This window comes from Stappia sp. ABD4_338, assembly GCF_056312175.1.
In genome coordinates this window covers 2944425-2970110 of record NZ_CM149982.1, presented here as the reverse complement: position 1 = coordinate 2970110, position 25686 = coordinate 2944425, and the positions used below count along the sequence as shown (strand labels likewise).

26 protein-coding genes are annotated in these 25686 nt (G+C 66.8%); 17 read left to right on the top strand and 9 right to left on the bottom strand.

The annotated features are described in order from the left end of the window. The first annotated feature begins 215 nt into the window (after window positions 1-215). Entirely contained in the window at window positions 216-845 is a 630-nt protein-coding gene (locus ACYX4S_RS13360; RefSeq protein ID WP_476360539.1) for a LysE family translocator, read from the top strand. A 126-nt stretch (window positions 846-971) separates the two neighbouring features. Here the strand turns inward: ACYX4S_RS13360 and ACYX4S_RS13355 are convergent, their stop codons facing one another. From ACYX4S_RS13355 to ACYX4S_RS13340, 4 genes are all read right to left on the bottom strand, one after another. After that, on the bottom strand, window positions 972-1244 hold the full coding sequence (locus ACYX4S_RS13355) for a hypothetical protein (protein WP_293719576.1): 273 nt from the start codon (window positions 1242-1244) through the stop codon (window positions 972-974). Between the two features lie 167 nt (window positions 1245-1411). Continuing rightward, window positions 1412-1795 carry a TIGR02301 family protein gene (locus ACYX4S_RS13350; protein WP_293719577.1) on the bottom strand — a complete coding sequence of 128 codons (384 nt, stop codon included), beginning with the start codon at window positions 1793-1795 and terminating at the stop codon, window positions 1412-1414. Between the two features lie 128 nt (window positions 1796-1923). After that, window positions 1924-2361, bottom strand: coding sequence for an NUDIX hydrolase (locus ACYX4S_RS13345; protein WP_476360538.1), 438 nt, complete (start codon window positions 2359-2361; stop codon window positions 1924-1926). Window positions 2362-2420: 59 nt separating this feature from the next. Continuing rightward, window positions 2421-2927 carry a hypothetical protein gene (locus ACYX4S_RS13340; protein ID WP_476360537.1) on the bottom strand — a complete coding sequence of 169 codons (507 nt, stop codon included), beginning with the start codon at window positions 2925-2927 and terminating at the stop codon, window positions 2421-2423. 110 nt (window positions 2928-3037) lie between these two features. Between ACYX4S_RS13340 and ACYX4S_RS13335 the strand changes: the two genes are divergently transcribed. Further along, complete coding sequence (locus ACYX4S_RS13335) at window positions 3038-3799, top strand: SOS response-associated peptidase (RefSeq protein WP_476360536.1); 762 nt, start codon at window positions 3038-3040, stop codon at window positions 3797-3799. A 45-nt stretch (window positions 3800-3844) separates the two neighbouring features. On the opposite strand, the gene ACYX4S_RS13330 is transcribed toward ACYX4S_RS13335, so the two are convergent. Then, window positions 3845-5269 carry an FAD-binding oxidoreductase gene (locus ACYX4S_RS13330; RefSeq protein ID WP_476360535.1) on the bottom strand — a complete coding sequence of 475 codons (1425 nt, stop codon included), beginning with the start codon at window positions 5267-5269 and terminating at the stop codon, window positions 3845-3847. Between the two features lie 240 nt (window positions 5270-5509). Here ACYX4S_RS13330 and fabI point away from each other — a divergent pair, with 240 nt between their 5' ends. Together fabI and ACYX4S_RS13320 are read left to right on the top strand one after the other, a co-directional pair. Continuing rightward, window positions 5510-6328, top strand: coding sequence for an enoyl-ACP reductase FabI (gene fabI, locus ACYX4S_RS13325; protein ID WP_293719587.1), 819 nt, complete (start codon window positions 5510-5512; stop codon window positions 6326-6328). Between the two features lie 125 nt (window positions 6329-6453). Next, entirely contained in the window at window positions 6454-7074 is a 621-nt protein-coding gene (locus ACYX4S_RS13320) for a histidine phosphatase family protein (RefSeq protein WP_476360534.1), read from the top strand. A 135-nt stretch (window positions 7075-7209) separates the two neighbouring features. Here ACYX4S_RS13320 and ACYX4S_RS13315 read toward each other — a convergent pair whose 3' ends face one another. Next, entirely contained in the window at window positions 7210-7461 is a 252-nt protein-coding gene (locus tag ACYX4S_RS13315) for a DUF1344 domain-containing protein (protein WP_422068083.1), read from the bottom strand. Window positions 7462-7728: 267 nt separating this feature from the next. On the opposite strand from ACYX4S_RS13315, the gene ACYX4S_RS13310 reads away from it, so the two are divergent. From ACYX4S_RS13310 to ACYX4S_RS13255, 12 genes are all read left to right on the top strand, one after another. Next, window positions 7729-8946 carry a DUF3095 family protein gene (locus tag ACYX4S_RS13310; protein ID WP_476360533.1) on the top strand — a complete coding sequence of 406 codons (1218 nt, stop codon included), beginning with the start codon at window positions 7729-7731 and terminating at the stop codon, window positions 8944-8946. A gap of 96 nt (window positions 8947-9042) precedes the next feature. Then, window positions 9043-10128, top strand: coding sequence for a chorismate synthase (gene aroC, locus ACYX4S_RS13305; protein WP_476360532.1), 1086 nt, complete (start codon window positions 9043-9045; stop codon window positions 10126-10128). A gap of 69 nt (window positions 10129-10197) precedes the next feature. Then, window positions 10198-11517: a 3,4-dihydroxy-2-butanone-4-phosphate synthase gene (gene ribB, locus ACYX4S_RS13300; protein ID WP_293719596.1), complete on the top strand. Its 1320-nt coding sequence runs from the start codon at window positions 10198-10200 to the stop codon at window positions 11515-11517. Between the two features lie 338 nt (window positions 11518-11855). Next, a complete protein-coding gene (dxs, locus tag ACYX4S_RS13295) occupies window positions 11856-13793 on the top strand; it encodes a 1-deoxy-D-xylulose-5-phosphate synthase (protein ID WP_476360531.1) in 1938 nt (645 codons plus the stop codon). Window positions 13794-13912: 119 nt separating this feature from the next. Continuing rightward, window positions 13913-15457: an MFS transporter gene (locus ACYX4S_RS13290; RefSeq protein ID WP_476360530.1), complete on the top strand. Its 1545-nt coding sequence runs from the start codon at window positions 13913-13915 to the stop codon at window positions 15455-15457. Between the two features lie 82 nt (window positions 15458-15539). Then, the gene (locus ACYX4S_RS13285) at window positions 15540-15953 is read left to right on the top strand and encodes a hypothetical protein (RefSeq protein ID WP_476360529.1); all 414 of its coding nucleotides are present in this window, start codon (window positions 15540-15542) and stop codon (window positions 15951-15953) included. A 101-nt stretch (window positions 15954-16054) separates the two neighbouring features. Further along, entirely contained in the window at window positions 16055-16654 is a 600-nt protein-coding gene (locus ACYX4S_RS13280; protein WP_476360528.1) for a copper chaperone PCu(A)C, read from the top strand. Window positions 16655-16661: 7 nt separating this feature from the next. Next, window positions 16662-17279 (top strand): SCO family protein, encoded by a 618-nt coding sequence (locus ACYX4S_RS13275; RefSeq protein ID WP_476360527.1) that lies wholly within the window; start codon window positions 16662-16664, stop codon window positions 17277-17279. Between the two features lie 22 nt (window positions 17280-17301). Continuing rightward, complete coding sequence (locus ACYX4S_RS13270; protein ID WP_293719608.1) at window positions 17302-17493, top strand: hypothetical protein; 192 nt, start codon at window positions 17302-17304, stop codon at window positions 17491-17493. Between the two features lie 18 nt (window positions 17494-17511). After that, a complete protein-coding gene (locus ACYX4S_RS13265; RefSeq protein WP_476360526.1) occupies window positions 17512-18255 on the top strand; it encodes a TlyA family RNA methyltransferase in 744 nt (247 codons plus the stop codon). A 161-nt stretch (window positions 18256-18416) separates the two neighbouring features. Next, complete coding sequence (locus ACYX4S_RS13260; protein ID WP_476360525.1) at window positions 18417-19667, top strand: class I SAM-dependent RNA methyltransferase; 1251 nt, start codon at window positions 18417-18419, stop codon at window positions 19665-19667. A gap of 48 nt (window positions 19668-19715) precedes the next feature. Continuing rightward, window positions 19716-20849, top strand: coding sequence for a class I SAM-dependent methyltransferase (locus ACYX4S_RS13255; protein ID WP_476360524.1), 1134 nt, complete (start codon window positions 19716-19718; stop codon window positions 20847-20849). Between the two features lie 27 nt (window positions 20850-20876). Here the strand turns inward: ACYX4S_RS13255 and ACYX4S_RS13250 are convergent, their stop codons facing one another. The 3 genes from ACYX4S_RS13250 to ACYX4S_RS13240 all read right to left on the bottom strand — a co-directional run bounded on the left by ACYX4S_RS13250 (window position 20877) and on the right by ACYX4S_RS13240 (window position 23601). Then, the gene (locus tag ACYX4S_RS13250; RefSeq protein WP_293719616.1) at window positions 20877-21134 is read right to left on the bottom strand and encodes an exodeoxyribonuclease VII small subunit; all 258 of its coding nucleotides are present in this window, start codon (window positions 21132-21134) and stop codon (window positions 20877-20879) included. Window positions 21135-21247: 113 nt separating this feature from the next. Further along, a complete protein-coding gene (locus tag ACYX4S_RS13245; RefSeq protein ID WP_476360523.1) occupies window positions 21248-22177 on the bottom strand; it encodes a histone deacetylase family protein in 930 nt (309 codons plus the stop codon). Window positions 22178-22596: 419 nt separating this feature from the next. After that, window positions 22597-23601 carry an L-threonylcarbamoyladenylate synthase gene (locus ACYX4S_RS13240; protein WP_476360522.1) on the bottom strand — a complete coding sequence of 335 codons (1005 nt, stop codon included), beginning with the start codon at window positions 23599-23601 and terminating at the stop codon, window positions 22597-22599. Window positions 23602-23909: 308 nt separating this feature from the next. On the opposite strand from ACYX4S_RS13240, the gene ACYX4S_RS13235 reads away from it, so the two are divergent. After that, window positions 23910-25682, top strand: coding sequence for an acyl-CoA dehydrogenase (locus ACYX4S_RS13235; RefSeq protein WP_476360521.1), 1773 nt, complete (start codon window positions 23910-23912; stop codon window positions 25680-25682). Window positions 25683-25686: the final 4 nt, after the last annotated feature.

Below are 25686 nucleotides of genomic sequence, written 5' to 3'. Positions count from 1 at the left end.
CGATTGCGCGGCGAGCCTATACCACGAACCCCTTGCGGAAAATGCCCCGTGCGATGTGGCCCACGGGCTGTTGAGCGTGCGCGCTCCATTGTCTAAACGAAGGAGGAGGGGGTCGGTTCGACCGGCCCCTCGGGCACACCCTCGAGGGAGGGGAAGGCGCGACCCGGCCGGGGTTCGCCGTGTCGGGGGCACAAGGCGCGGAGCGCGAGCGGGACTTGCCGGATCCACTGTTTTTTCTTGTCGGCCTGGGCATCGGCCTGATGACGAGCGCGCCGGTGGGCCCGGTCAACGTGGCGGCAATCGAGCGCGCGGCGCGATTCGGGTTTCTGCCGGGACTGATCGCCGGTCTCGGCGCGGTCTTCGCCGACGGGGTCTATGCGGCCTTCGCCGCGTTCGGCATCACTGCCGTCTCCGATTTCGTGCAGGGCCATAGCGATCTGATCCAGACCGTTGGCGGATTGTTGCTGCTGATTTTCGGCGCGCGCGTGCTTGCCGCCCGTCCGCACATGGCCGGCGATGAACTGCGCCAGTCACGCATGATCTCGTCGTTCGTGACCGGGTTTGCCATCACGCTTACCAATCCGGGCGTCGTGCTCGGCTTCCTGGCGATTTTCGGCAGTCTGGGAAAATGGGCGCCGGACCCGGGAAACTACACCGGTGCGGCACTGCTGGTGGCGGGTGTCGTCTGCGGTGCGCTCGGCTGGTGGGTCATGATATCGGCGCTGGTGTCGTGGCTGCGCGGGCGAATGACCGATGCGTGGCTCGCCTGGATCAACCGGATCTCGGGCATCGCGCTCATCGTCTTCGGCCTGGCGATCTTCGCCCACCTCTTCCTGGCGTCGTAAGCCGGTCCCGGACATGAAAACGGGGCCCGTGGGCCCCGTGCCATCCGCGCCCCCTCGCAGGGGTGGCCTCCCTGTCGCCGGCGCGTCGGTCCTTTGCTTGGCGTCCTGCCTTCGCTTGGTGTCCAGTCAGTGGACGTTGCGGATGATCGTGTAGTCGCCCCGGCGCACCCGCTCGGGCAGGGTGGCGGCGAGTTCCGCCACGGCTTCCTCGCCGAAAGAGGCGACCAGGTCGGCGAAGGCGGTAAAGAGCGCGGCATGGGCCACGGCCGAGGAGTCGAGCCCGTCCGCCACCGCATCCGCAAAGGCGGTGTCGATGTAGCCGAGCGCCATTTGGCGAATCTCCTGGTCGCTCACCAGGTGTTCGTCGTGCTCGCCATCGATGGTGTCGTGTTCACGCATTGGCTGTCCGCATCCCGCATGTTCGTGTGATCCTTGCGGCAAGTGTGCGCGAGTCGCGGGGGGAGGGTAAAGAAAACCTTAAAAATTTGACGCAACTTCCGGCAAATATGGTTAACGCCCCATTTACCATGTTTGCCTGATGCCGATGCGGTCGGGACCGCGTTTTCTCACCTGTTGTAGCGTGTGGTGACGTTGCGGATGAGCGCGCTTCCTTCCTCTACGTAACGGTCCAGCGCGGCCTGTGCCGCCTGCGTGCAGCGCCGGTAGACCGAGGAATAGCCACGGTAGCCCTGGTTGAAGCGCTCGACGAAACGCCGCCGCCGCCCCTCGTCCTGCACTTCCGCCTCGATGAGGGCCTGCATCTCGTCACGCCAAAGGGTTCCGTCCGGGGCGCCACAAAGCGGCCTGAGATAATGAAGCGCGCCGAGGATCTCCGACAGGCGCATGAGATCCTGCTCGTAGGGCGGATCGTCGGGACGCTCCTGTGCCACGGCCGGACCGGCAAGGCCAAGCGTGATGGCGACAATGGCACCCCATGCCAGCGCGCGCATCCTTCCGCCCCGGGTGGATGCCGGGGAAGGGGGGCATGATGGAACGTGCATGGTCGGTCGGGCGCGCATGGCCGGCAAGATGCGCCGCCCGTGTCCGCTGCGCAAGACCGACGTGTGGGTGGCGGTGCTCATCCGTGTTGCCAGCCCAGAAGGCGCCGTATCCGTGCGGCCGTCCCGGGTGTCATGGCAAGTGCGTCGAGCGTTTCCGGTGCGACGAACGCAGCCTCCGCCGCATCGTCCCCGGCACGCGGGTCGCCGCCCTGCGCCCGGCCCCGGAACACGGCAATGACGAAATGCGCTCCGCCGGGAACGCGGGCGTCGTCGGGCAGGATCTCGACCATCTCGACTGGAGCGTCGTCGAGGTCGGCGGTCAGGCCGGTTTCCTCAAGAAGCTCGCGCCGCGCGGCGGCACCAAGCGTTTCCGCGAACTCGACGCTGCCTCCCGGCAGGCTCCAGGCCCCCTCGAAGGGTGGCTTCGCGCGCTTGACCAGCAGAACGCGGCCATTGTCCTCGACAAGAACGCTGACGCCGAGACGGGGGCGGGAATCGGAACCGGATGAACTCATGGGAGGAGGGGAGCACGATGGCCGGCGGCCGGCAAGCGGCAGGCGTCGCAACTACCCTCTTATGCGAAGAGCGCGTCGATTTCCGCCTGGGAGCCGGCATCGTCGGTATCGATCGCCGTCGATTCGCCATGGATGATGGCGGAGGCGGCGGAGATCAGCGGGCGGATCTCCTCCACGCTCTGGCGGGCAATGTCCTCGCTGATGCCGGCGATGTCGTCGGCGTTGCGCAAGCGCCCCTGTTTTTCGCAAACAGCGGTGTCGAGCGTCGCGACAACGTCGCGAAGAGCCCGGCGCACGGCCTCCGGCGCCGCGCCGAAGGCATCGATGGCAAGCTGCTTTTCGGCGAAGCTGGAGGCACGAAAGTGCTGCTCGTAGGTCGCCGGCTGCCACTCCAGAACGTCCCCGGCACACTCGGGCATGGCGGGAAGCATTTCGAGCATCATGACCACTTCATTGAAATGGTTCAGGTAATCCGTGGCGAGGCCGGTGCGCGGATTGATGTTGGCCGCAACGAGCCGGTCCGCGGCAAGGCGGTCCTTCCCCAATGTCAGCTCCGCAACCGCCATTTCTCCTGCCTCTTTTGTTCTTCGTCCCGGGAGCCTAAACCTTATCCGGTTTCGAATTGCCTAATGTAACAGGGGGCTTCCGGTACGACCGGATGCCGAAGGGGGAACGAATGTGCGGACGCTTCGTCCTGGCCGCATCGCCGGAGCAGGTGCGTGATCATTTTTCCCATGTGGAAAGGGAAGAGTTTCCGCCCCGCTACAACATCGCGCCGACCCAGCCGATCGCGACCGTGCGCCTGTTCGAGGGGGCGCGGCATTTCGTGCTGGTGCGCTGGGGGCTGGTGCCGGGCTGGGTGAAGGACCCGGCAAGTTTTTCGCTGCTGGCCAACGCGCGCGGAGAGACGTCCGCGGACAAGCCGTCCTTTCGCACCGCCATGCGCCACCGGCGCTGCCTCGTTCCGGCCACCGGCTATTATGAGTGGCGGGCCGGTCCGGACGGGCGCAAGCAGCCATATTTCGTCCGGCCGCGCGCGGGCGGGCTCGTCGCCCTGGCCGGCCTGTGGGAGGAATGGTGCGACCCCGACGGCGGCGTCATCGACACCGGCGCGCTGATGACCGTGCCGGCGAACGCCGCGCTCTCGCATATTCACGACCGCATGCCGCTGGTCATCGCACCCGAGCACTTCGACCTGTGGCTGGATGTGAAAAGCGCGCGGCCGCAGGAGATCCAGGCGCTGATCAGGTCCGCGCCCGATGACCTGTTCGAGGCCTTCCCGGTGAGCCGGAGGGTCAATGGCGCGCGCGACGACGACCCCGGTCTGCTCGAGCCGGAGCGCGCGGAAGAGGTCGAGATCCCCGAAGCGCCCGCGAAACGCCGGAAGGCGGGACAGGGCGAAGGGGGCGATGGCGGCGGACAGCTCGACCTGTTCTGATCCGCCGCCGGATGCGGCCCTGAGGCTCCCTGTTTGCTCGAGCCGTCAGAGAACGCGGCCCGGGTTGAGGGTGGTGTTGGGATCGAAGGCGGCCTTCACCCGCTTCATCAGCTCCAGCTCCAGCGGGCTCTTCACCTCCGCCAGCAGGTCGCGCTTGAGTCGCCCGATGCCGTGCTCGGCCGAAATCGATCCGTTGAACCTGTGCACGATGCCGTGGACGAGTTCGTTCATCTCGTCCCATCTGGCGATGAAGCCCGCCTTGTCGGCGCCCACCGGCTGGCTGACGTTGAAGTGGATGTTGCCGTCGCCCATGTGGCCGAAGGGAACAGGCCGGCAGCCCGGCACCATGGCCTCCACCGCCGCGATCGCCTCGTCGAGAAAGTCGGGAACGCTGGCGACGGGGACCGAGACGTCATGCTTGATGGAGCCGCCTTCCTCGCGCTGCACCTCGGACATGCCGTGGCGCAGGTGCCAGAAGCTCGCCGCCTGCGCCTGCGATTCGGCCAGTGCCGCGTCACTGACGAGCCCGGCCTCGAACGCCTCGCCCAGGATGGTCTCCATGAGCGCGCGCGTGGGGTTTTCCCCCTCGCCCGTCTCGGTGCCGGAGGAAAGCTCCATCAGCACGTACCAGGGATGCGCCTCCGCCAGGGGATCGCGGGCACCGGCAAGGTGGCGAAGCGTGAACTCGATGCCGACGCGCGGCATCAGTTCAAAACCCGTCAGCATGCTCCCTGCACGGGCGCGCGCGGATGCGAACAGGGCAAGCGCGTCGTGCGGGGAGGCGATTCCCGCAAAGGCGACATCCTGTGCCCTGGGCCTGGGGAAGAGCTTGAGGACGGCGGCCGTCACGACCCCCAAAGTGCCCTCGGAACCGATAAATAATTGTTTCAGATCGTAACCGGTATTGTCCTTGCGAAGGCTTCTGAGGCCTTCCAGAACCCGTCCGTCGGGCATGACCACCTCGAGCCCGAGAACGAGGTCGCGGGTGTTTCCGTAGGCCAGCACGGCGGTGCCGCCGGCGTTGGTGGAGATGTTGCCGCCGATCTGGCAGGAGCCCTGCGAGCCGAGCGTCAGGGGGAACATCCGGTCCGCTTCCGCGGCCGCGTCATGGATTGCCTGAAGCGTCGCGCCGGCTTCCACGGTCATGGCAAAACCTTCCGCGTCGACCTCGCGGATCCTGTTGAGGCGTCCGAGGCTTAGAACCACCTCACGCTCGGGATCGCAGGGAATCTGCCCGCCCACGAGGCCCGTGTTGCCTCCCTGCGGGACAATCTTGAGGCCGTTGGAATCGGCATGGGCGAGGATGGCGGAAACCTCCTCGCGCGTGCCGGGGCGCAGCACCATCGGCGTTTCGCCCTGGTAGAGGTCGCGCCATTCGCGCAGGAACGGCGCCATGTCTTCAGGCGCTGTCAGGACATTGCGCTCGCCGACGATTTCGACGAAGCGCGCATGATGAACGGGATCGGGCATTGGGCGGCACCAACCTGCTGTCGGGGACGGGATCTGGATGCGGCGAGGCATATCACATTTTGCGGTGACGTCGACGGGGAGGCCCCTTGCCAGTGGCTTGAAGGCGATCTGGCCCTGTGCCATAGGAACGCGTCCCGGCAGGCGGTGCGACCGCATGTCGCCGGGACCGGGACGAGTCGCGCGACAAGGCCACCACACGGGCGCGCGACCCGTGAAGAATGTGCGTGCAGGAGACAAGGCATGGCGACGACACAGGGACTGATGGCTGGGAAGCGCGGGCTTATCATGGGCGTCGCCAACAATCGGTCCATCGCTTGGGGCATCGCCAGGGCGCTTGCCGACCAGGGCGCGGAGATTGCCCTGACCTACCAGGGGGACGCCCTGCGCAAGCGCGTCGAGCCGCTCGCCAAGGATCTCGGCGCCATCGTCGCCGGCCATTGCGACGTGACCGACGAGGCCTCGATCGACGAGGTGTTCGCCCATCTCGAGAAGACCTGGGGCAAGATCGACTTCCTCGTCCATGCCGTCGCCTTCTCCGACAAGGACGAACTGACCGGCCGCTACGTTGACACCAGCGCCGACAACTTCGCCAAGACGATGCAGATCTCCTGCTACTCGCTGACCGCCGTCGCGCAGCGCGCGGAGAAGCTGATGAGCGAGGGCGGCTCGATCCTGACACTGACCTACTACGGCGCGGAGAAGGTCATGCCGCACTACAACGTCATGGGCGTGGCGAAGGCCGCGCTCGAGGCGAGCGTGCGCTACCTTGCCGCCGACCTTGGCAAGGACGCCATCCGCGTCAACGCCATCTCGGCCGGTCCGATCAAGACGCTTGCCGCATCGGGCATCGGCGACTTCCGCTACATCCTCAAGTGGAACGAGTACAACACGCCGCTTCGCCGTACCGTGACCATTGAGGAGGTGGGCGACGCGGCCCTGTTCCTGCTCTCGGATCTCGGACGCGGTGTCACCGGCGAGATCCAGCACGTCGACTGCGGCTATCATGTCGTGGGCATGAAGGCCGTGGACGCGCCGGACATCTCCGTCGTCAAGGACTGATCCCGCCGGGGCGCCCCACCGGGTGCCCCATTTCGGCCGGATCCGTGTCGCAAGAGGCTGGAAGGGACACCCGGTGACCACCGCCGGGAGAAGAAACCCGTCCGCCATCCTCTGCCGGAGACTTCATGACCGAGACCGCGAGCGCGCATCTTTCCCCGCCTTTCCTGATCTTCATCCGTCACGGGCAGACCGACTGGAATGCCGAAGGCCGGATGCAGGGCCAGCGCGACATCCCTCTCAACGACACGGGTCGCGAGCAGGCGAAGCGCAATGGCGAGGCCCTCAAGGGGTTTCTCGAGACGAAAGGCATGGCGCACGAGGATCTCGCGTTCCTCGCCTCTCCGCTGTCGCGCGCCGTGGAGACGATGCAGATCGTGTGCCGCGAGATCGGCCGCGAGGACGATGCCTTCAGCCGCGACGACCGGCTGCGGGAGATCACCTTCGGCGCCTGGGAGGGATACACCATCCCGGAACTGGCCGAGACGCATCCCGACAAGACCGCCCGGCGCAAGGCCGACAAGTGGGGCTTCGTGCCGCCGGAGGGAGAAAGCTATTCGATGCTGGCCAACCGCATCGATGCCTGGCTTGCCACCATCACCCGGCCGACGCTCGTCGTGTCCCATGGCGGCGTGATGCGTGTCCTGCGCGGGCGCCTGCTTTCCGTGCCGCGCGAGGAAATCCCGTCCCTGGACACGCCCCAGGACAAGGTCCTCGTGTGGGACGGTCAGGAATTCGACTGGATCTGAGTCGGGGCCCGATCGTCCGGAAACAGCCTGTCTGACAGGAAAACACCCGACACGTAAACGCCGGCCACGAGGACCGGCGCGAGGCAGTTCGGATGTATCCGGCCCGGACCCAGGGTGTGGCCCGGGCGGCGAAGATCATTCCTGAATCTGGACATCGGTGAGCGTGCGGCCGTCGGTGTCCTCGTCGTAGAAGGCGAGCACCTTCATGCCGGGCTTCAGGTCGTCGACGTAGAAGTCGACGGGAATCAGGTAGGACGCGCCATCCGACAGGATGAGCGTCGAGGAGTCCGGGCGAATCTCGACGATCGTTGCCTCGACCTCGCCGGCCAGCGCGGCGGAGATCATCGTTCCCATAAGGGCGATGGATGCCAGGATCCTTTTGGTCATGCTCTTCATTTCAATCTCCGTCGGACCACCGGTCGACCGGCGGCACTGGATCGAAGCGGAAGTACGCGGGGCCGTCAAGCGCTCCTGACGGTGGCCGCGCCATATCCGCATGCTCATCACGATTGCGTGGGGACGAGATTGGTCTCGAACCTTTTCCGGCCCTTGTGCGTAAGAGAGACAGGCCGGTAGCGGATCGTCGCAAGCGAACGTCTCGCGCAAGGCATGGGAGCACGGTGCAACCGGGTAGCGGGCAAGGATGGCGTTTCGATGGCGGTTACCATCTCTTCGGCTGACGATTTCTACGAACGTCTGGCGGCGCTCTCCGACTTCGGACGCGTTGGCGACGACACCGCCTTCTCGCCGGTTCCCGACGACTGGTGCCTGCTGGCGGCCGACATCGTGCGTTCGCGCGACGCGTTGGCCGAAGGGCGATACAAGACCGTCAACATGATCGCGGCGGCCGTCGTCACGGCGGTCCTGAACGCCTGCGGCCGTCAGGAACTGCCCTTCGTCTTCGGGGGCGATGGCGCGATGGCGGCGGTTCCCACGACCTGCCAGGGCGTGGCGTCCCGCTCGCTTGCGGGCGTTCGGGTCATGGCGCGCAAGGTTTGCGGTCTCGAACTGCGCATCGCGGCGATTCCGGTCAGCGCGCTTCGGGCGAGGGGTGTGGATCTCAGGGTCGCCAAGTTCGAGCTCAGCCCGGGCAACAACCTGGCCATGTTCTCGGGCGGCGGCGTGGAAATGGCCGACGCGATCCTCAAGGATCCGGACGGCGCCGGTCCATACGGCATCGATGCCGGGGACGCGGGCGTCGCGGATCTCGACGGGCTGTCCTGTCGCTGGGAGGAACTCCCCGCCGAGCACGGTTCGATGGTCACGCTGCTGTTGCGGCCCGCGGCCAATACTCCCGGCGCGGTCTCGGGGATCCTTGCCGGTCTGTCCGGAGCGCTGGGCATCGACCTTGCGTCCCGTACGCCGGACATCGCGCCGGCGCGTCGTTCCAACCTGAGGTTCCGCTTTCCCCCCACCGGCCTCTGGCGCGAGGCGCGGATCGTCGGGCACGAGCGTGGCCGTGGCGTCGTCTTGCTGCGGGCGTTCTGGGAATCGCTCGCCTTCGTCCTGGCAAAGGTAAGCGGGATGCGGCTCGGCAGCTTCTCCGCCGACAGCTACCTCGACGACGTTATCCTCAACACCGATTATCGCAAGTTCGACGACACGCTGCGCCTCGTGCTCGACCTGTCCGCCGAGCAGGTGGAAGCCCTCCGCTTTCATCTGGATGCCGAACAGGGGGCAGGGCGGCTGGACTACGGGATGAATGTCTCCCGCTCGGCGCTCATGACGTGCCTTGTCTTCAACCTCGAGCGGGCCGGACATATTCATTTCGTCGACGGATCCGACGGGGGATTCGCGCGTGCCGCGCTTGACCTCAAGGCCCGGCTCGAGAGCGTGCGCGAGGGCAGGGAAAGCCGTCCCTCCGACGGCTGACCGGCCAAGCCCGCTTTTCTTTTGATGTCCGAACGCCTAGAAGACGGGCTGGGTCGCGAGGCCCGTCCGCTCAGCCGCTCGCATCAGGGTTCGACCATGTCGCACAACAGTTTCGGTCACCTCTTCCGCGTCACGACCTGGGGCGAGAGCCACGGTCCGGCACTTGGCTGCGTGATCGACGGCTGCCCGCCGCTGCTGGAGATCACCGAGGCCGAGATCCAGACCTTTCTCGACCGCCGCAAGCCGGGACAGTCGAAGTTCACGACCCAGCGGCGCGAGGCCGATGCGGTGCGCATCCTCTCCGGCGTCATGCATGACGACCAGGGCATCCAGCGCACGACCGGAACACCTGTCTCGCTGATGATCGAGAATACCGACCAGCGCTCCAAGGACTACTCCGAGATCCGGGAAAGCTACCGCCCCGGCCATGCCGATTTCACCTATGACGCCAAATACGGCATCCGCGACTATCGTGGCGGCGGCCGGTCCTCGGCGCGTGAGACGGCGGCCCGTGTCGCCGCCGGCGCCATCGCGCGCAAGGTGATCGCGGGGATCACCATTCGCGGGGCCCTGGTGCAGATCGGCCCGCACAAGGTCGATCGCTCGCGCTGGGACTGGAGCGAGATCGACAACAACCCCTTCTTCTGCCCCGACGCGACGACGGCGGCGCGCTGGTCTGACTATCTCGACGGGATCCGCAAGGACGGGTCGTCCGTCGGCGCGGTGATCGAGGTGGTGGCCGAGGGCGTTCCGGCCGGTCTCGGCGCGCCGCTTTACGGCAAGCTCGACCAGGACATCGCCTCAGCCCTCATGTCGATCAACGCGGTCAAGGGCGTGGAAATCGGCAACGGCTTCGAGGCGGCGGAACTGACCGGCGAGGAAAACGCCGACGAGATGCGCATGGGCGCGGATGGCAAGCCCGTCTTCCTGTCCAATCATGCCGGCGGCGTGCTGGGCGGCATTTCCTCCGGAGAGCCGGTGGTCGCGCGCTTCGCGGTCAAGCCGACGTCCTCCATCCTGACGCCGCGCCGCTCCGTGACGCGCGGCGGCGAGGAGGTGGACCTGCGCACCAAGGGCCGGCACGATCCCTGTGTCGGCATCCGCGCGGTGCCGGTGGGCGAGGCCATGCTTGCCTGCGTGCTGGCGGATCACTATCTGCGTCATCGCGGGCAGGTCGGCTGATTTTCAGTCATACTGAATTTCCGGTCATTTTTCATTGCTGCTGAAATCCTGTTCGGCTAGGCTGCAGCCATGAGACTTGATGAATGGCTGTCACGAACCGGGGAAACCCGATCCGCCTTCGCCCGCCGCGCCGGTCTTTCCCCGGCCGCGGTTACGGCACTGTGCAACGATCCCGACGTCTGGGTGTCGCGCGACAGCGCGCAACGCATCGCCGCCGCGACCAGCGGTGACGTGACGCCGAACGATCTTCTCGGCCTGAAAGGACCCGCGAAATTGGATATGTCCCAGACCCGCGTCGCGGAGGCGATCCGCGCATTCGAACGTGGCGAGATGCTTGTCGTCACCGATGACGACGACCGCGAGAACGAGGGCGACCTGATCGTCGCCGCCTCGTTGGTGCGGCCCGAGCAGATGGCCTTCATGATCCGCCACACGTCCGGCATCGTCTGCGCGCCCATGACGCGCGACACCGCGCGCCGGCTGCGCCTCGACCCGATGGTCGCCGACAATGACGCGCCGCTGTCCACCGCCTTCACCATTTCCGTCGACTATCGCCACGGCCTCACGACCGGCATTTCGGCCGAGGAGCGTTGCGGCACCGTGCGCGGGCTCGCCAACCCGAATGCGGGTGCCGCCGACTTCGCGCGGCCGGGGCACGTCTTCCCGCTGGTGGCGCGCGAGGGCGGCGTCCTGATCCGCTCCGGCCATACGGAAGCCGCTGTGGATCTGTGCCGTCTCGCGGGCCTTCCCGAGGTCGGCGTGATTTCGGAGCTGGTCAACGACGACGGCACGGTCAAGCGCGGACAGGAGGTGGCCGAGTTCGCCGCCGAGCACGACCTCAAGATGGTTTCCGTCGCCGACCTCATCGCCTGGCGGCAGCGCATGGAGCGGCTGGTCGAGCGTGTCGCCGAGCAGCCGGTGGAAACCGTTGCGGGGCCCGCCTACGCGGTCACCTATTCCACGCCCTATGATCCCATGCATCATGTCGCGCTGGTGTTCGGCGATATTCTCGACGGACGCAATGTGCCCGTGCGCCTGCAGCTTGAATCCGTGCTCGACGACGTCTTCGGGGAAACCCGCGTGCTCGACGACGTCATGCGCGACTTTGGCGGACGCGGGCGCGGAGTGATCGTCTATCTGCGTGAAGGGTCGGTCGGCGTGGCCCGGCAGGCAACGCGGGCGCGTACCGACCTCGCCGCCGCCGAGGTGGAAGAGCACGAGTCGGCACAGGCGCGCGAGGAACAGTGGCGGGAGATCGGAATCGGCGCGCAGATCCTCAAGGATCTTGGCGTGAACTCGATCACGCTGCTCGCCTCGCGCCAGCGCCGCTATGTCGGTCTGGAAGGGTTCGGGATCGTGATCGAGAAGACCGAAATCCGGGAAGCCTGACGGCTTCGGGATCGATGCCCGGGGCAGGCAAAGGGACAGACAAAAAAGAGGCCGCGCGCAGCGCGGCCTCAAGTCGATCACTGTGCACGTGGCCCCATCGACCACAACTTCTGTTTAGTTGTTTTCGCGCGCTCGTGCACCCCCTTTTTTAAGGGAACCGAACAAAATGCGGCTGCAAGTCGCAGGAAACAGGCGTTCTTCTACGGGTTTTCCCGCAGGCCGACGCGACCAGACGACACAACTTGCCCAGTCCCGCGGTATTTGCGTGGGGGGCGCGCTTGATGGTATTCACCGCCGAACCGCTCGCCGAGCGCCACTGAAGCCGGATGACGAAACCCGTGTCACAGACTTCGCAGCCCTACAAGCGTCCCGAAACGCCGCTTCTCGATCGTGTCCGCACGCCCGACGACCTGCGCGCGCTGCCCGAGAAGGATCTGCGCCAGCTCGCGGAGGAACTGCGCGCGGAGATGATCGATGCCGTGTCGGTCACCGGCGGACACCTGGGAGCGGGGCTTGGCGTCGTCGAACTCACGACAGCGCTCCACTACGTCTTCGACACGCCGCGCGACCGTCTCATCTGGGACGTCGGTCACCAGTGCTATCCGCACAAGATCCTGACCGGGCGGCGCGACCGGATCCGCACCCTTCGTCAGGGCGGTGGCCTGTCCGGGTTCACCAAGCGCTCGGAGAGCGAGTACGATCCCTTTGGAGCGGCCCATTCCTCCACCTCGATCTCCGCAGGCCTCGGCATGTCCGTGGCGCGCGATCTGGACGGTGGAGACAACAATGTGATCGCGGTCATCGGCGACGGCGCCATGTCCGCGGGCATGGCCTATGAGGCTATGAACAACGCCGGTGCCCAGCACTCGCGGCTGATCGTCATTCTCAACGACAACGACATGTCGATCGCGCCTCCGGTGGGGGCGATGAGCGCCTATCTCGCCCGCCTCGTGTCGGGGCGCACCTACATGACGTTGCGCGACGCGGCCAAGCAGCTTGCCAAGGCGCTGCCGCGCCAGCTCAAGGAAAAGGCGGCGCGGGCCGAGGAATACGCGCGCGGCTTCTGGACCGGCGGGACCCTGTTCGAGGAACTCGGCTTCTACTACGTCGGCCCCGTCGACGGACACAATCTCGATCACCTGCTGCCGGTGCTCAAGAACGTGCGCGACACCCATCAGGGTCCTGTGCTCATCCATGTGGTGACCCGCAAGGGCAAGGGCTACGCGCCGGCGGAATCCTCCGCCGACAAGTATCACGGCGTTGCCCGGTTCGATGTCGTCACCGGCAAGCAGTCGAAACCCAAGGCCAATGCGCCGAGCTACACACGCGTCTTCGCCGACAGCCTGATCGAGGAAGCGCGCCACGACGAGCGCATCGTCGGCGTGACGGCGGCCATGCCCGACGGAACGGGGCTCGACCTCTTCGGCGAGGCGTTTCCAAAGCGCACCTTCGATGTGGGCATCGCCGAACAGCACGCGGTTACCTTCGCCGCCGGCATGGCGAGCGAGGGCTACAAGCCCTTCTGCGCCATCTACTCGACCTTCCTGCAGCGCGGCTACGACCAGGTCGTCCACGACGTGGCGATCCAGGGACTGCCGGTGCGGTTTCCCATCGACCGGGCCGGACTTGTCGGCGCCGACGGGGCGACCCACGCCGGCAGCTTCGACACCGCCTATCTGGCCTGCCTGCCGGGCTTTACGGTCATGGCGGCTTCCGACGAGGCGGAGTTGCGCCACATGGTGGCGACCGCCGCCGCCTACGACGAGGGGCCGATCTCGTTCCGCTATCCGCGTGGCGAGGGTGTCGGCATCGACCTTCCCGAGCGCGGCAGCGTGCTGGAGATCGGCAAGGGACGGGTCGTGCGCGAGGGCTCCAAGGTGGCGATCCTGTCCTTTGGCGCTCGGCTGCGCGAATGCCTGGCAGCGGCCGATGAACTGGATGCGGCCGGCCTGCCCACGACGGTCGCCGACGCGCGCTTCGCCAAGCCTCTCGACACCGACCTTCTGGAACGGCTTGCCCGCGAGCATGAGGTTCTGGTTCTTATCGAGGAGGGGGCCGCCGGCGGCTTCACCGCCCATGCGCTCCAGCATCTGGCGCAGGCCGGCGCGCTCGACACGGGCGTGAAGGTGAGGCCCATGTGCCTCCCCGACGTGTTCCTTGATCATGACAAGCCCGAGCGCATGTATGCCGATGCGGGTCTCGATGCCGGCGGCATCGTCACCACCGTGTTTGCCGCGCTCGGCCGCGCATCCGATACCACCGTCCGCCGGGCCTGAATGCCCGTATAGCCGCCGGCACCCGCCATCGCGATCCCGCGTCGGCGGGCCCGGGATTTCCACCGAGGGCAGGACCGCGGCGCGCCGGGTCCCGCTCCAGCGAGGGACGCCCGCGTATCATGGCCCAGGCACTCGCGCCGGTGACGGCGCTGCTTCTTGCGATTTCATTCCTCATTCTCGGCCATGGCCTGCAGAGCACGCTGCTTCCGCTCGCCGGCTCCGAGGCCGGCTTTTCGGAACTGGCGATCGGTCTCGTTTCGTCGAGCTACTTCTTCGGAATGGTGCTCGGCTGCCTCGGCGCGCCCTATGTCATCATGCGCGCCGGGCATATCCGCGCCTTCGCGGCGCTGGTCTCGCTCATGTCGGCGGCCGCCATCCTGCATCCGGTTCTGGTCGAGCCGGTCGCGTGGAGCCTTATCCGCGTCGTGTCGGGCTTCTGCCTCGCCGGCTTCTACATGATCGTGGAGAGCTGGCTCAACGAGCAGGCCTCGAACGAAAATCGCGGCACGATCATGTCGATCTACATCGTGATCGTGAACGCCTCCATGACCGTGGGCCAGCTCTCGCTGACGGGCATGGACGTGACCACCTTCGTGCCCTTCGCCGTCGCCTCGGTCGCCGTCAGCCTCGCGGTCATTCCCGTGTCGCTGACGACGGCCAACCAGCCGGCGCCGATCACCGTCGTCAGCTTCCGCCCGGTGAAGCTCTACCGCAACTCACCCACGGCGCTGGTTGCGGCCCTGCTCATCGGCGTGACCCAGGGCGCCCTGTGGATGATGGCGCCGCTCTACGCCATCCAGATGGGGCTCAGCACCAACGAGGCGGCCTATTTCACCGCCGCGATCATCGGTGCCGGTGCGTTGGCGCAATGGCCGATCGGACGCATTTCCGACCGCTTCGACCGTCGTTTCGTGCTGCTGGGCCTGTCGGGCGCCGCCGTCGTTGTCGGCCTCGTCTTCATCGGGGCGCCGATCACGGGGCTCGCCGTTGCACTGGTCATGGCGCTTCTGGCGGGCGTCGCGATCCAGCCGAGCTACGCCATCGCCGTGTCGCACGCTTTCGACCATGCCGACCGTGATGACTACGTCGAGACCTCCTCGGGCATGATCCTGGCATTCGGCATCGGATCGTCCATCGGCCCGCTCTCCGCCGCGTATCTCATGCAGGCGGTCGGACCCTGGGGCCTGTTCCTGCAGATCGCCGCTGTTCAGGCGCTCCTTGGTCTCTACATTCTCTCCCGCCTGTTCCAGCGCGCCGCGCCGACGCTGGAGGAGAAGACGGACTTCGACTACGCCTCCACCGCTCAGGTCGGTTCGGTGCTCACGCCGGATCCCCTCGACATCGAGGATCCGCAGGTCATCTCGCCGGAAGAGTTCCCGGCCTACGAGACCGACCCGGAAGCCGACGAGAACCTCGTGCAGGAGGAGACCTTCGCAACGGCGGAGGACGAGGAAGAGACCGGCGAAGACGATGGCGCACCGGTTGCGGAGAGCGAGACAGGAGAGTCCCGCGCGACAGACGAGCTGGAGACGCGCGAACCGGATACCGGAAGCACGGACGAAACCTCCTCCCGCGCCGCCGGGACGACCTCGGACAAGGAAGGCGCCGGCGAAGACACGAAGACGGACGGTCCCGACGAGACGCCCGACAAGCGCGGGGAGTGATGCGGACGGTGTTTTGCGGGGACGTGCTGCTGCGGCAAAACACCGCTCGACCCGGGTGCGCGCTTCGGGCATTGTCGCGACCATGAAAAGACCTGCCACCCTTCTGACCAGCCTGAGGCGCGAGAGCCTGCCGCTCGCGCTGGTCGGGATTCTGGTGGTTCTTTTCCAGCTTCTGGGCACGCCCACGGCGGGTGTCGCCGCGCCAGCCACGACCTCCCCGGATGGCATTGTCCTGTGTCTTGGCCTGGATGGCGATGCCGAGGGGCATTCTCCCGTCGACCATCACGGATCCGGGACCTGCCCGTGCGGGCCGCTGTGTCTTCATGCGCTGTCGGCCGCCCACGCGCTCACCCCGCCAGAGTCAATGCTCGCGCCCACGGGCTGGAACCTTGCGGAGCGCCGCGCCGTTTCCTGGTGGCCCCGTCGCGGCGAGATTCCCGAGGCACCACATCTCACGACGCGGTCCATCCGCGCGCCCCCGTTTCAAGCGGTCTGACGCCCTCCGGGAGGGCTTCTCAATTCGGCCCGTCGAGTACGGGCCCCGGCAAGGGCCAGGCCTGCCGGGAACATGATCCTTGAAAACGGAAATCCACGACAATGACCAAAACTTTCATCCGCTCCGCACTGCGTCTCGCAGCTCCCGCATTGCTTGCCGCGACGCTTGTCTCCACCCCCGCTCTTGCACACGACAAGAAGACCGTCGGTGACATCACCGTGTCCGGTGTGTGGACGCGCGCGACACCGCCGAACGCGAAGGCTGGCGGCGGTTTCGCCGTGATCGAGAACAAGGGCGCGAGCGACGACAGGCTTGTCTCGGCCGACTCCGACGTTGCCGAGAGCACCGAACTGCACGAGATGGCCGTCAACGACGGTGTCATGAAGATGCGCGAGATGACCGATGGCATCGCGGTGCCGGCCAATGGCACGCTCGAACTCAAGCCCGGCAGCTACCACGTCATGTTCATGGGCCTGAAGGCGCCTCTGAAGCAGGGCGAGCTTGTCCCCGTCACGCTCACCTTCGAGAAGGCGGGCTCCGTCACGCTTGATTTCAAGGTCGAGCGGATCGGGGCCAAGGGACCCGAGCATGGCGAGGGCGATCACTCCGGCATGACCAACGGTGACATGAAGAAGATGGACGGAATGGACCATGGCAACATGGATCATTCCAAGATGGACCACGGCGCCAAGAGCAATTGAGGACACAATGAACACCGTCAGGATCATCCGCTATGTCGCGTGGGCGGCCGTCGTCGTTCTGCTCGGCGTGATCGGCTACGTCTCCCTCGCGCCGATGCTGGGCCTGAAGGAGACGATCACGAACCAGGGGGTCGCCAGCATTGGCGGCCCTTTCACCCTGGTTGACGCCTCCACGGGCGAGACCGTCACCGAGGCCGATTTCAAGGGCAAGCCGTCGGCCTATTTCTTCGGCTTCACCTTCTGCCCCGACGTATGCCCGACCACGCTGGCCGAAACCCAGCAGTGGCTTCAGGAACTCGGCACCGACGCCGACAAGATCAACTTCGCCTTCGTCACGGTGGACCCGGAGCGCGACACCGCCGAGGTCCTGCGCGACTACGTCGGTGTTTTCGACAAGCGCATCCATCCGTTGACCGGCAGCCGCGAGCAGATCGACGAGATCATCAGGAACTACCGCGTCTATGCCCGCAAGGTGCCGCTCGATGATGGCGACTACACCATGGACCATTCGGCCGCCGTCTACCTGATGAAGCCGGACAACACGTTCTTCGGCACCATCGCCTATGGCGAGAATCCGGAAAACGCCATGGCCAAACTGCGCCGCCTGATCGATACTGCCGGCTGATCGGACAACCGGACGGGACGATATGAGCGGCAATGCCGAGAACGACGCGGGCGGGCACCCGGCGGAGGGATGGGACGCGGAAACGCGCGCCCTTCTGCTGCCGTTCGCCCTCGTCGGCGCTCTCGGGCTCGTCATCGCCTGCGTGTTATGGTGGGTGCATGGCGAAAGCATCTATCTCGACCGGCTGATCACCGGCATCGCCAACTGCTTCTGAGCGGGAAGGGCGGAGACGGTGGGCGAACGGCTGGACCAGCATCTGGTCACACTCGGGCATTTCGAAAGCCGGGCGCGGGCAAGGGACGCGGTGTTGCGTGGCGTTGTCATCGTCGACGGCGAACCCGCGGACAAGCCAGCACGCAAGATCCAGCCCGGCCAGCGGGTGGAGGTTGCCGATCCGGCCGCCTGCTATGTTTCGCGTGCCGCCCTCAAGCTGAAGAGCGGCCTTTCGCATTTCGGACTTTCCGCCAGGGGGTGCATCGCGCTTGATCTCGGAGCCTCGACCGGAGGCTTTACCCAGGTGCTTCTGGAAGAAGGGGCCTTGCGCGTTCACGCGATCGACGTCGGACACGGCCAGCTTCACCATTCCCTCGACACCGATCCGCGAGTTGTTCGCCGCGACGGGGTGAACGCTCGCGCGCTGACCCTGGCGGACCTCGATGGCGAACATCCCGGCATTGTCGTATCGGACATGAGCTTCATATCGCTGCGCCTCGCACTGCCGCCGGCCCTCGAGCTGGCCGCACCGGGGGCGGGCGGGCTGTTTCTGGTGAAGCCGCAGTTTGAGGCGGGCCGCGCCGCCATCGGCAAGGGCGGTATCGTGGACCCCGAAACGGGTGAGCGGGTCGCGCGGGAGGTCGCCGACTGGCTCGACGGTCTGGCCGGTTGGCGCGTTCTTGGTCTCGAGCCGTCTCCGATTACCGGCGGCGACGGAAACAGGGAATGGCTGCTCGGCGCCCTGCGCGACCGGATAGCCTGACGCGCGCCCGTCCCGCCGCGGCTTTGTCGCTTGCCTTTGCGCTCCGCGCGGGGTAACCGCCGCGCATGACCAGATCTTCAAGGCCCCGCAATGGCGGGATGAGAGGCCGCAACACCCGGCCGACAGAGGGGCGCGACGGCCCTGTGAAGGAGCTGCCGCCGGTGACCGTCACCATCGAGGCACTCGCCCACAAGGGCGAGGGCCGCGCCTCGGTGGACGGCGAAGTGCTGCATGTGCCCTTCACGCTTCCCGGCGAAACGGTGCGGGTTGCTCCCGACGGTCGCGGGCGCGCGCGTCTGCTCGAGGTGCTGGAGCCGTCCGATGCCCGGGTCGCGCCGCCGTGTCGGCACTTCGGGACCTGCGGCGGCTGCGCGCTTCAGCACATGGATCGGGATGTGCTTCTGGCGTGGAAGCGAGAGCAGGTGGTGGCGAGCCTTGCCGCGCGCGGGCTGGGTGACGTCGAGCCTCTGGTCGAGCCGACAGTGGACGCAGGCGGCGAGGGGCGCCGGCGCGCCGTTCTGGCCGCGACGCGTGCCGGGCAGAAGATCCTGCTCGGTTTCCACGAGCGCGCGAGCCATCGGCTGGTCGACGTGGAGGAGTGTCCCGTCCTTCTGCCGGCCATCGTCGAAAGGCTGCCGCTGTTCAAGAGGCTTGCGGGTCTCGTCATGCCGCGCAAGGGCGAGGTCGGGCTGACCGTGCTGGCGGCCGACGGCGGGCTGGACCTGGCCATGACCAGCGCGGCGAAGCTGGCGCCGCGCGCGACGGCTGAACTGATCGAGACCGCGATGACGGGTGGTGTGTCGCGCCTGTCGCTCAACGGCGAGGTTCTCGTCGAGAGCAAGCCTCCTGTCCTCGACATGGGCGGCCTGCCGCTGGTGCCGCCGCCGGCGGGCTTCGTGCAGGCGACGAAAGCGGGCGAGGAGGCGCTTGCCGCCCGGGTTCTCGAGGGCATCGGTGACGCGAGGAAGGTTGCCGATCTCTTCTGCGGGGCGGGCACGTTCGCCCTCCGGCTGGCCGCAAAGGCAAGCGTGCGTGCCGTTGAGGGCGAGGCGGCGAGCCTTGCGGCTCTCGACAGGGCGTGGCGAACGGCCGGCGGCAAGTTGCGCGAGATCACCTGCGAGCGGCGCGACCTGTTCCGCAACCCGCTGACGGGTGAGGATCTGGACGACTTCGGCAAGGGCATGGAGGCGGTCGTCTTCGATCCGCCGCGCGCGGGCGCGGAGGATCAGGCCCGCGAAATTGCCCGCTCCAGGGTCTCCCGGGTGGTCGCTGTTTCCTGCAATCCGGCGACGCTGGCGCGTGACCTGCGCCATCTGGTGGATGGCGGGTATCGCGTGGTCTCCGTTCTGCCGGTGGATCAGTTCCGCTTCTCGCCCCATATTGAAGTCGTGGCGGTGCTCGCGCGCGACTGATGCGGACGCTCGGCATCGCCCTCGGATTCTGAACGGGGAGGCGATGCGATGGACGCGAACGGCGTCGGGAGCGAGGCGGAAACCCGGAAGGGCGGCGCACGGCGCTGGTCCCTGCGCACGGCCTATGCCCTGCGTCAGGCGAGCCGGGTGGCGTGGTTCACCGCGCATGGCGAGGTGGCACAGGCCATCACGCGGCGCATCGTGCGAAGATCGTCAGGCGAACAGCCCGCGAGCGCGCGTCCCGCAGGCGCGCGTCCCGCGCGCGAGACGCCTGACCTCCTCCGCCTCTTCGGGCAGATCGGCGCGTTGTTTCGCTGCGATCTCGCCAACGTCGAGGCCGGTCACTATCCGCTGCCCGACGGCGAATTCGGTTCGCCCATGGCCTTTCTCGACCTGAGCCGGCGGTTTCTCGCCGACGTTCCGAAGGTCGCCCGCCGCCGCCTTGACGGTGCGCATCAGGAGGTTTTTGAAACCGATCCGGACGCGGCAAGGGGATTGCCGCGTTACTATCGGCAGAATTTCCATTTTCAGACCGACGGCTGGCTGAGCGCCGAAAGCGCGCGCATCTATGATTTTCAGGTGGAGGTGCTGTTCAAGGGAGCGACGGCGGCCATGCGGCGCCAGGCGCTGGTGCCCTTGTCGCGGATCGCGCGCCGCACCGACCAGCGCCGTCTTGCCTACGCGGATATCGCCTGTGGCACGGGCGGGCTTCTGGCTCCCGCGCTCAGGGCCTTTCCCGCGTTGAAGGGAACAGGTGTCGATCTCTCGCAGGCCTATCTGGACGAGGCGCGGCGTCGGCTTCCGGCCCGCTCGCGCCGGCGCGCATGTTTCGTCACCGCGCCGGCCGAGGCGCTTCCCTTCGCGGATGCGAGCCTCGATGTGCTGAGCACCGTCTATCTCTTCCACGAACTGCCGCCGAAGATCAGGCGGCAGGCGGTGGCGGAATTCGCGCGGGTGCTGAAGCCGGGAGGGCAGGTGATCTTCGCCGACAGCCTGCAGTCAGGTGACGAGCCGGAGAACGACGGGTTGCTTGAGCTGTTCCCGGAGCTGTTTCACGAGCCCTATTATCGCAGCTATCTGGAAGAGGATCTGGATGCGATCTTCGCCGCGCATGGTCTTGCGCGCATCAGCCTGGAGACGGCGTTCCTGACGCGTATCGCGGTCTATACGAAGGAAGGCTGAAGCCCATCCAGCGAACCGGTCGTGGCGTCAGTCGACGTCGAGCGGCGTGGTGCCCGATGCGCTGCCGTCCTCGGCGAGCTGGATCTTCTCCACCTTTGCCTCGGCGGCGCGCAGGAGCTTGTCGCAATGACGGCGCAGCGCATCGCCGCGCGCGTAGAGCTCGATGCTCTCCTCGAGCGGGACATCGCCGCGCTCAAGCCGCCCGACGATACCCTCCAGCTCGCGCAACGCCGCCTCGAAGGGCATGTCGGCGATTGCGGTATCGGCTGTGTCGGCACTGGTCACGAAGCAGGCTCCTCGTCTGGATTGCTTCGCGATCCTATCGGCGGCATCCCGCACGGGCAAGGCGGCGCGACCGGCTGTGGACAGGCTTTGTAACGCCGCTCAGAGGAGGCGTGTCACGACTTCATCAGCGTCATGACATGGGCGGCGACGGAGCGTGCAAGCCCTTCCAGGTCATAGCCGCCTTCCAGCAGTGACACCGCGTGTCCCTCGCAGGTGCGGTCGGCGATTTCCATGAGACGAAGGGTCGCCCAGGCGAAGTCGGCCTCCACCAGGTTGAGGCCGCCGAGCGGGTCCCGCGTGTGGGCGTCGAAACCGGCCGAGATGATCACGAGATCCGGCTTGAAGGCCTCGATGCGCGGCAGGATGGCGATGTCCATGGCCTCGCGGAAGGCGTCTCCGCCGTCGCCCGCCTGCAGGGGGGCATTGACGATCGTGTCGGCCTCGCCGCGCTCGCTCGCGGCTCCCGAGCCCGGATAGAGGGGCATCTGGTGGGTGGAGGCGTACATCACGGTCGGGTCGTTCCAGAAGATGTCCTGGGTGCCGTTTCCGTGATGGACGTCGAAGTCCATGATCGCGACCCGTTCGGCGCCATGCACGGCCTGTGCGTGTCGCGCCGCGACCGCCGCGTTGTTGAAGAAGCAAAAGCCCATGGCCCGGTTCGCCTCGGCATGATGGCCTGGCGGGCGCGAGGCGGAGAAGGCGTTGCTCACCCGCCCGGCCATGACCTCGTCCACCGCCCGACAGGCGCCGCCGACCCCGTGGAGTGCCGCGTCGAGCGTGCCCGGCGACATGGTCGTGTCGGCGTCGATGCGCACGAGCCCGTCCGTTGGCGACGAGTTCTCGATCATGTCGACATAGGCTGCCGGATGGGCGCGCAGGATGGCCTCGACGTCACCGCGTGGCGCCTGGTCCCGGTCGAGAACCTGAAACCGCTCGTGTTCGAGAATCCGGTCGATGGCGCGGATGCGATCAGGGCGCTCCGGATGGCCGACCGGCGTCAGGTGATCGAGATAGGATCCATGCTGCAGATAGAGGGTCGGCAAGGGCAAGTTCCTGAAAGATCTGTGATGCCCGCACTGTGGCCGGTGTGGCGAGACGCTGTCAATGAGCGAGGTCAAACCCTGTCCGGCAGCGCACCGGGCGGCGGCCGGTCGCATCCTTCCGGTAATGGTGAGGAGATAAAGCCATGAGCAGGCAAAGAAAACCGGGGCTGCTTTGAGGGCTTGCCCCGGATGAGGTGCGGGCGTTGGAGCCCGTAGGGGAGGTATATCGGAACCGAGAACCTGAAATGTAATACTAATTGATTCTGTCGTGGACCAGAAGTCGAATGGCGATTTTACACAATTTCATCTGTCGGTTCGTGGTGTGAAGGTCACAGGTGCTTTGTATCATTCGTAAGATTGACAATATCATGAATGAGTTCGTCTGTGTTCTGAAAAATTCCGCTACGGCAATTCTGGTCTCAGCGGGGCGCGGCGGCACGACCCAGGCGGTCGTTGATCGCCTCGCCAAGGCCCTCGCGGGGGATGGGCATGACGGCGATCGTCGCCGCTCCGCTGGCGTCAAGGCGGCGCAGGGCGGAGAAAAGCCGCGCGGCGGCCTCGCGCGGGTCGCCTGTTAAACTGAGCTGTTCCACCGCCACCGCGTGTTCCTGACCGGGCAGGGGGGCGGGCCCGAAGGCGAGAAGGGCTTCGCCGGGGGCGAGCGCGGTTGCATTGAGTCGCATACGGGCATCGGGCGCGTAGTGCGACGTCAGCATGCCGGGGGCGAGAGGGGCCGCGTCATGACCGCCGGCGGCCTGCGGTATTGCGGCACCGGCAAGGGCGCGCCCCAGAACCGCCTCCAGGTCCTCCCGGGGAATGCCGCCTGGGCGCAGCAGGCGCGGCGCCCCGTCGACAAGGCCGACGATGGTGGATTCCACCCCGACGGGCGTGGGGCCGGCGTCGATGAGAAGGGCGAGAGAGGGGCCGAGATCGGCGGCGACGTCATCCGCCGTGGTTCCGCTGATCCGTCCGGAGCGATTGGCACTGGGCGCGGCGACCGGAACGCCGGCCCCGCTTGCCAGGTCGCGCATGATGGCGGCGGAAGGGACCCGCAACGCCACCGTATCGAGACCGGCCGTCGCGAGGTCGCAGACGGTGCTTTCGGGGCTCTTGGGCACGACCAGCGTGAGCGGGCCGGGCCAGAAGGCGGTCGCCAGTGCGCTGGCGTCCTCATTGAATACACCGTGGCGCTTCGCGGTTTCGAATGAGTCCACATGGGCAATCAGCGGGTTGAACTGCGGCCGTCCCTTGGCGGCGAAAATCGCGGCGCAGGCTTCCGGGTTGGTCGCGTCTCCGGCAAGGCCGTAGACCGTTTCCGTCGGCACGGCGAGGAGGCGGCCGGCCAGAAGGTCGGCAAGGGCTGCCTCCAGCTCCGGCGTGTCCGGCCAGTCCCGTCGCGCGGGATCGATCTTCCAGCGTCGCATGTCGTGTTCGCTCCGCTTCTTGTTCCTGATGCCGGCAAGGCCGGTGATGCCTGTGGGCGGATTGTCTGCCGGCGCTCGCCGCCCTTGTTTTTCAGGGGCGTGGCGTGACAGTTTGCGCGCCTGCGGGACGGTTGGCGAAGCCCTTTCGTCGTTGACGTTTACGTCAATCGGGACCATCCTCGCGCCAAACCCGATGCGGGCCGGTTCTGCGGCTTCCGCCCTCTTTCGTCAAGCCGGGAACGCCGTCGCTTGCCGAAGCGAGCGGAGGAGCATGTCCGGTCCGGGTAAAAATGGTCAGGGAGAACACGATGTATCGTGCGCCGGTTCAGGAAATTGCCTTCACTCTCAACAAGGTGGCCGATCTCGACAAGGTTGTCGCCGATCCGCGTCACGAAGAGGTCGGCGAGGACCTGGTGGCGGCGATCCTGGAAGAGGCCGGACGCTTCGCCGGGGAGCAGATCGCGCCGCTCAACGAGGTGGGCGACCGGATCGGCGCGAAGTGCGAGAACGGCGAGGTGACCATGCCTCCGGGCTGGCGCGATGCCTATCGCGCGTGGGCCGAGGGGGGCTGGAACTCCCTTACCGCGGATCCCGAGTTCGGCGGCCAGGGGCTGCCGATGATGCTGCAGGCGGCCGCGCTCGAGATGTGGAACTCCGGCTCCATGGCATTCGCCATCGGCCCGACGCTGACCGTGGGCGCCATCGAGGCCCTTGAGAAGCACGCCAGCGACCACCTCAAGGCCACCTATCTGCCCAAGCTCGTCTCGGGCGAGTGGATGGGAACGATGAACCTGACCGAGCCGCAGGCCGGCTCCGACCTCAACGCCCTGCGCGCCCGCGCAGAGCGTGCCGAGGACGGCACCTATCGCATCTTCGGCCAGAAGATCTTCATCACCTATGGCGAACACGATTTCACCGACAACATTGTCCATCTGGTGCTGGCGAGGCTGCCGGACGCGCCGGCCGGCACGCGGGGCATCTCGCTCTTCGTGGTGCCCAAGTTCCTGGTCAACGAGGACGGGTCGCTGGGTGCGCGCAATGACGTGCGCTGCGCGGGCATCGAGCACAAACTGGGCATCCATGCCTCTCCGACCTGCACCATGGCATATGGCGACGAGGGCGGGGCGATCGGCTGGCTTGTCGGCGAGGAAAATCGCGGCCTTGCCTGCATGTTCACGATGATGAACAACGCCCGTCTTGCGGTCGGCATCCAGGGGCTTGGCGTTGCGGAGCGTGCCACCCAGCAGGCCATGGCCTATGCGCTGGAACGCCGGCAGGGCCGTTCGGCGGATCACAAGGGCGAGGGCATGAGCCCCATCGCGCTGCATCCCGACATTCGCCGCACGCTTCTCGACATGCAGGCCTGGACCCAGGTTTCACGCGCCATCTGTTATGCCTGCGCCCAGGCCATCGACCTTTCCGGCCTCGGCGAGGATGAAGAGGCGCGCAAGCATTGGGGCGAACGCGCCGCCATGCTGACTCCCATCGCCAAGGCACTGTCGACGGACATCGGCGTCGAGGTTGCCTCGCTCGGCGTGCAGGTGCACGGCGGCATGGGTTACGTGGAGGAGACCGGCGCGGCGCGGCACCTGCGCGATGCGCGTATCGCGCCGATCTACGAGGGCACGAACGGCATCCAGGCCATCGATCTCGTCATGCGCAAGCTGCCGCTTTCCGGCGGCGAGCATCTGGCCGGCCTCATCGGCGAGTTGAGCGGGATTGCGGCAGCGGCACGTAAGGATACCGCCTCCGACCTTGCGGATGCGGGAACCCGGCTCGAGCAGGCGCTTGCGCAGCTTGCGGAAGCAGGCCGCTGGATGCTCGACGCGCAGGCCGACGACCGTCAGCAGGAGGCCCTTGCCGGCGCCACGCCGTTCCTGCGCCTGATGGGGATCGCACTCGGCGGTGCACTGCTGGTCAAGGGCGCGCTTGCCTGTCGGGACGACAACTCCGAGCCGGCCCGCAACCGCCGCCTTCTGGCGACCTATTTCGCGGCGGCGCATCTGCCCGAGACGGCGGCGTTGCGTGCGCAGGTCGAGGGACTTGCCGCTTCCGTGCTGGCGTTCGAGCCGACGGCCTGAGGCA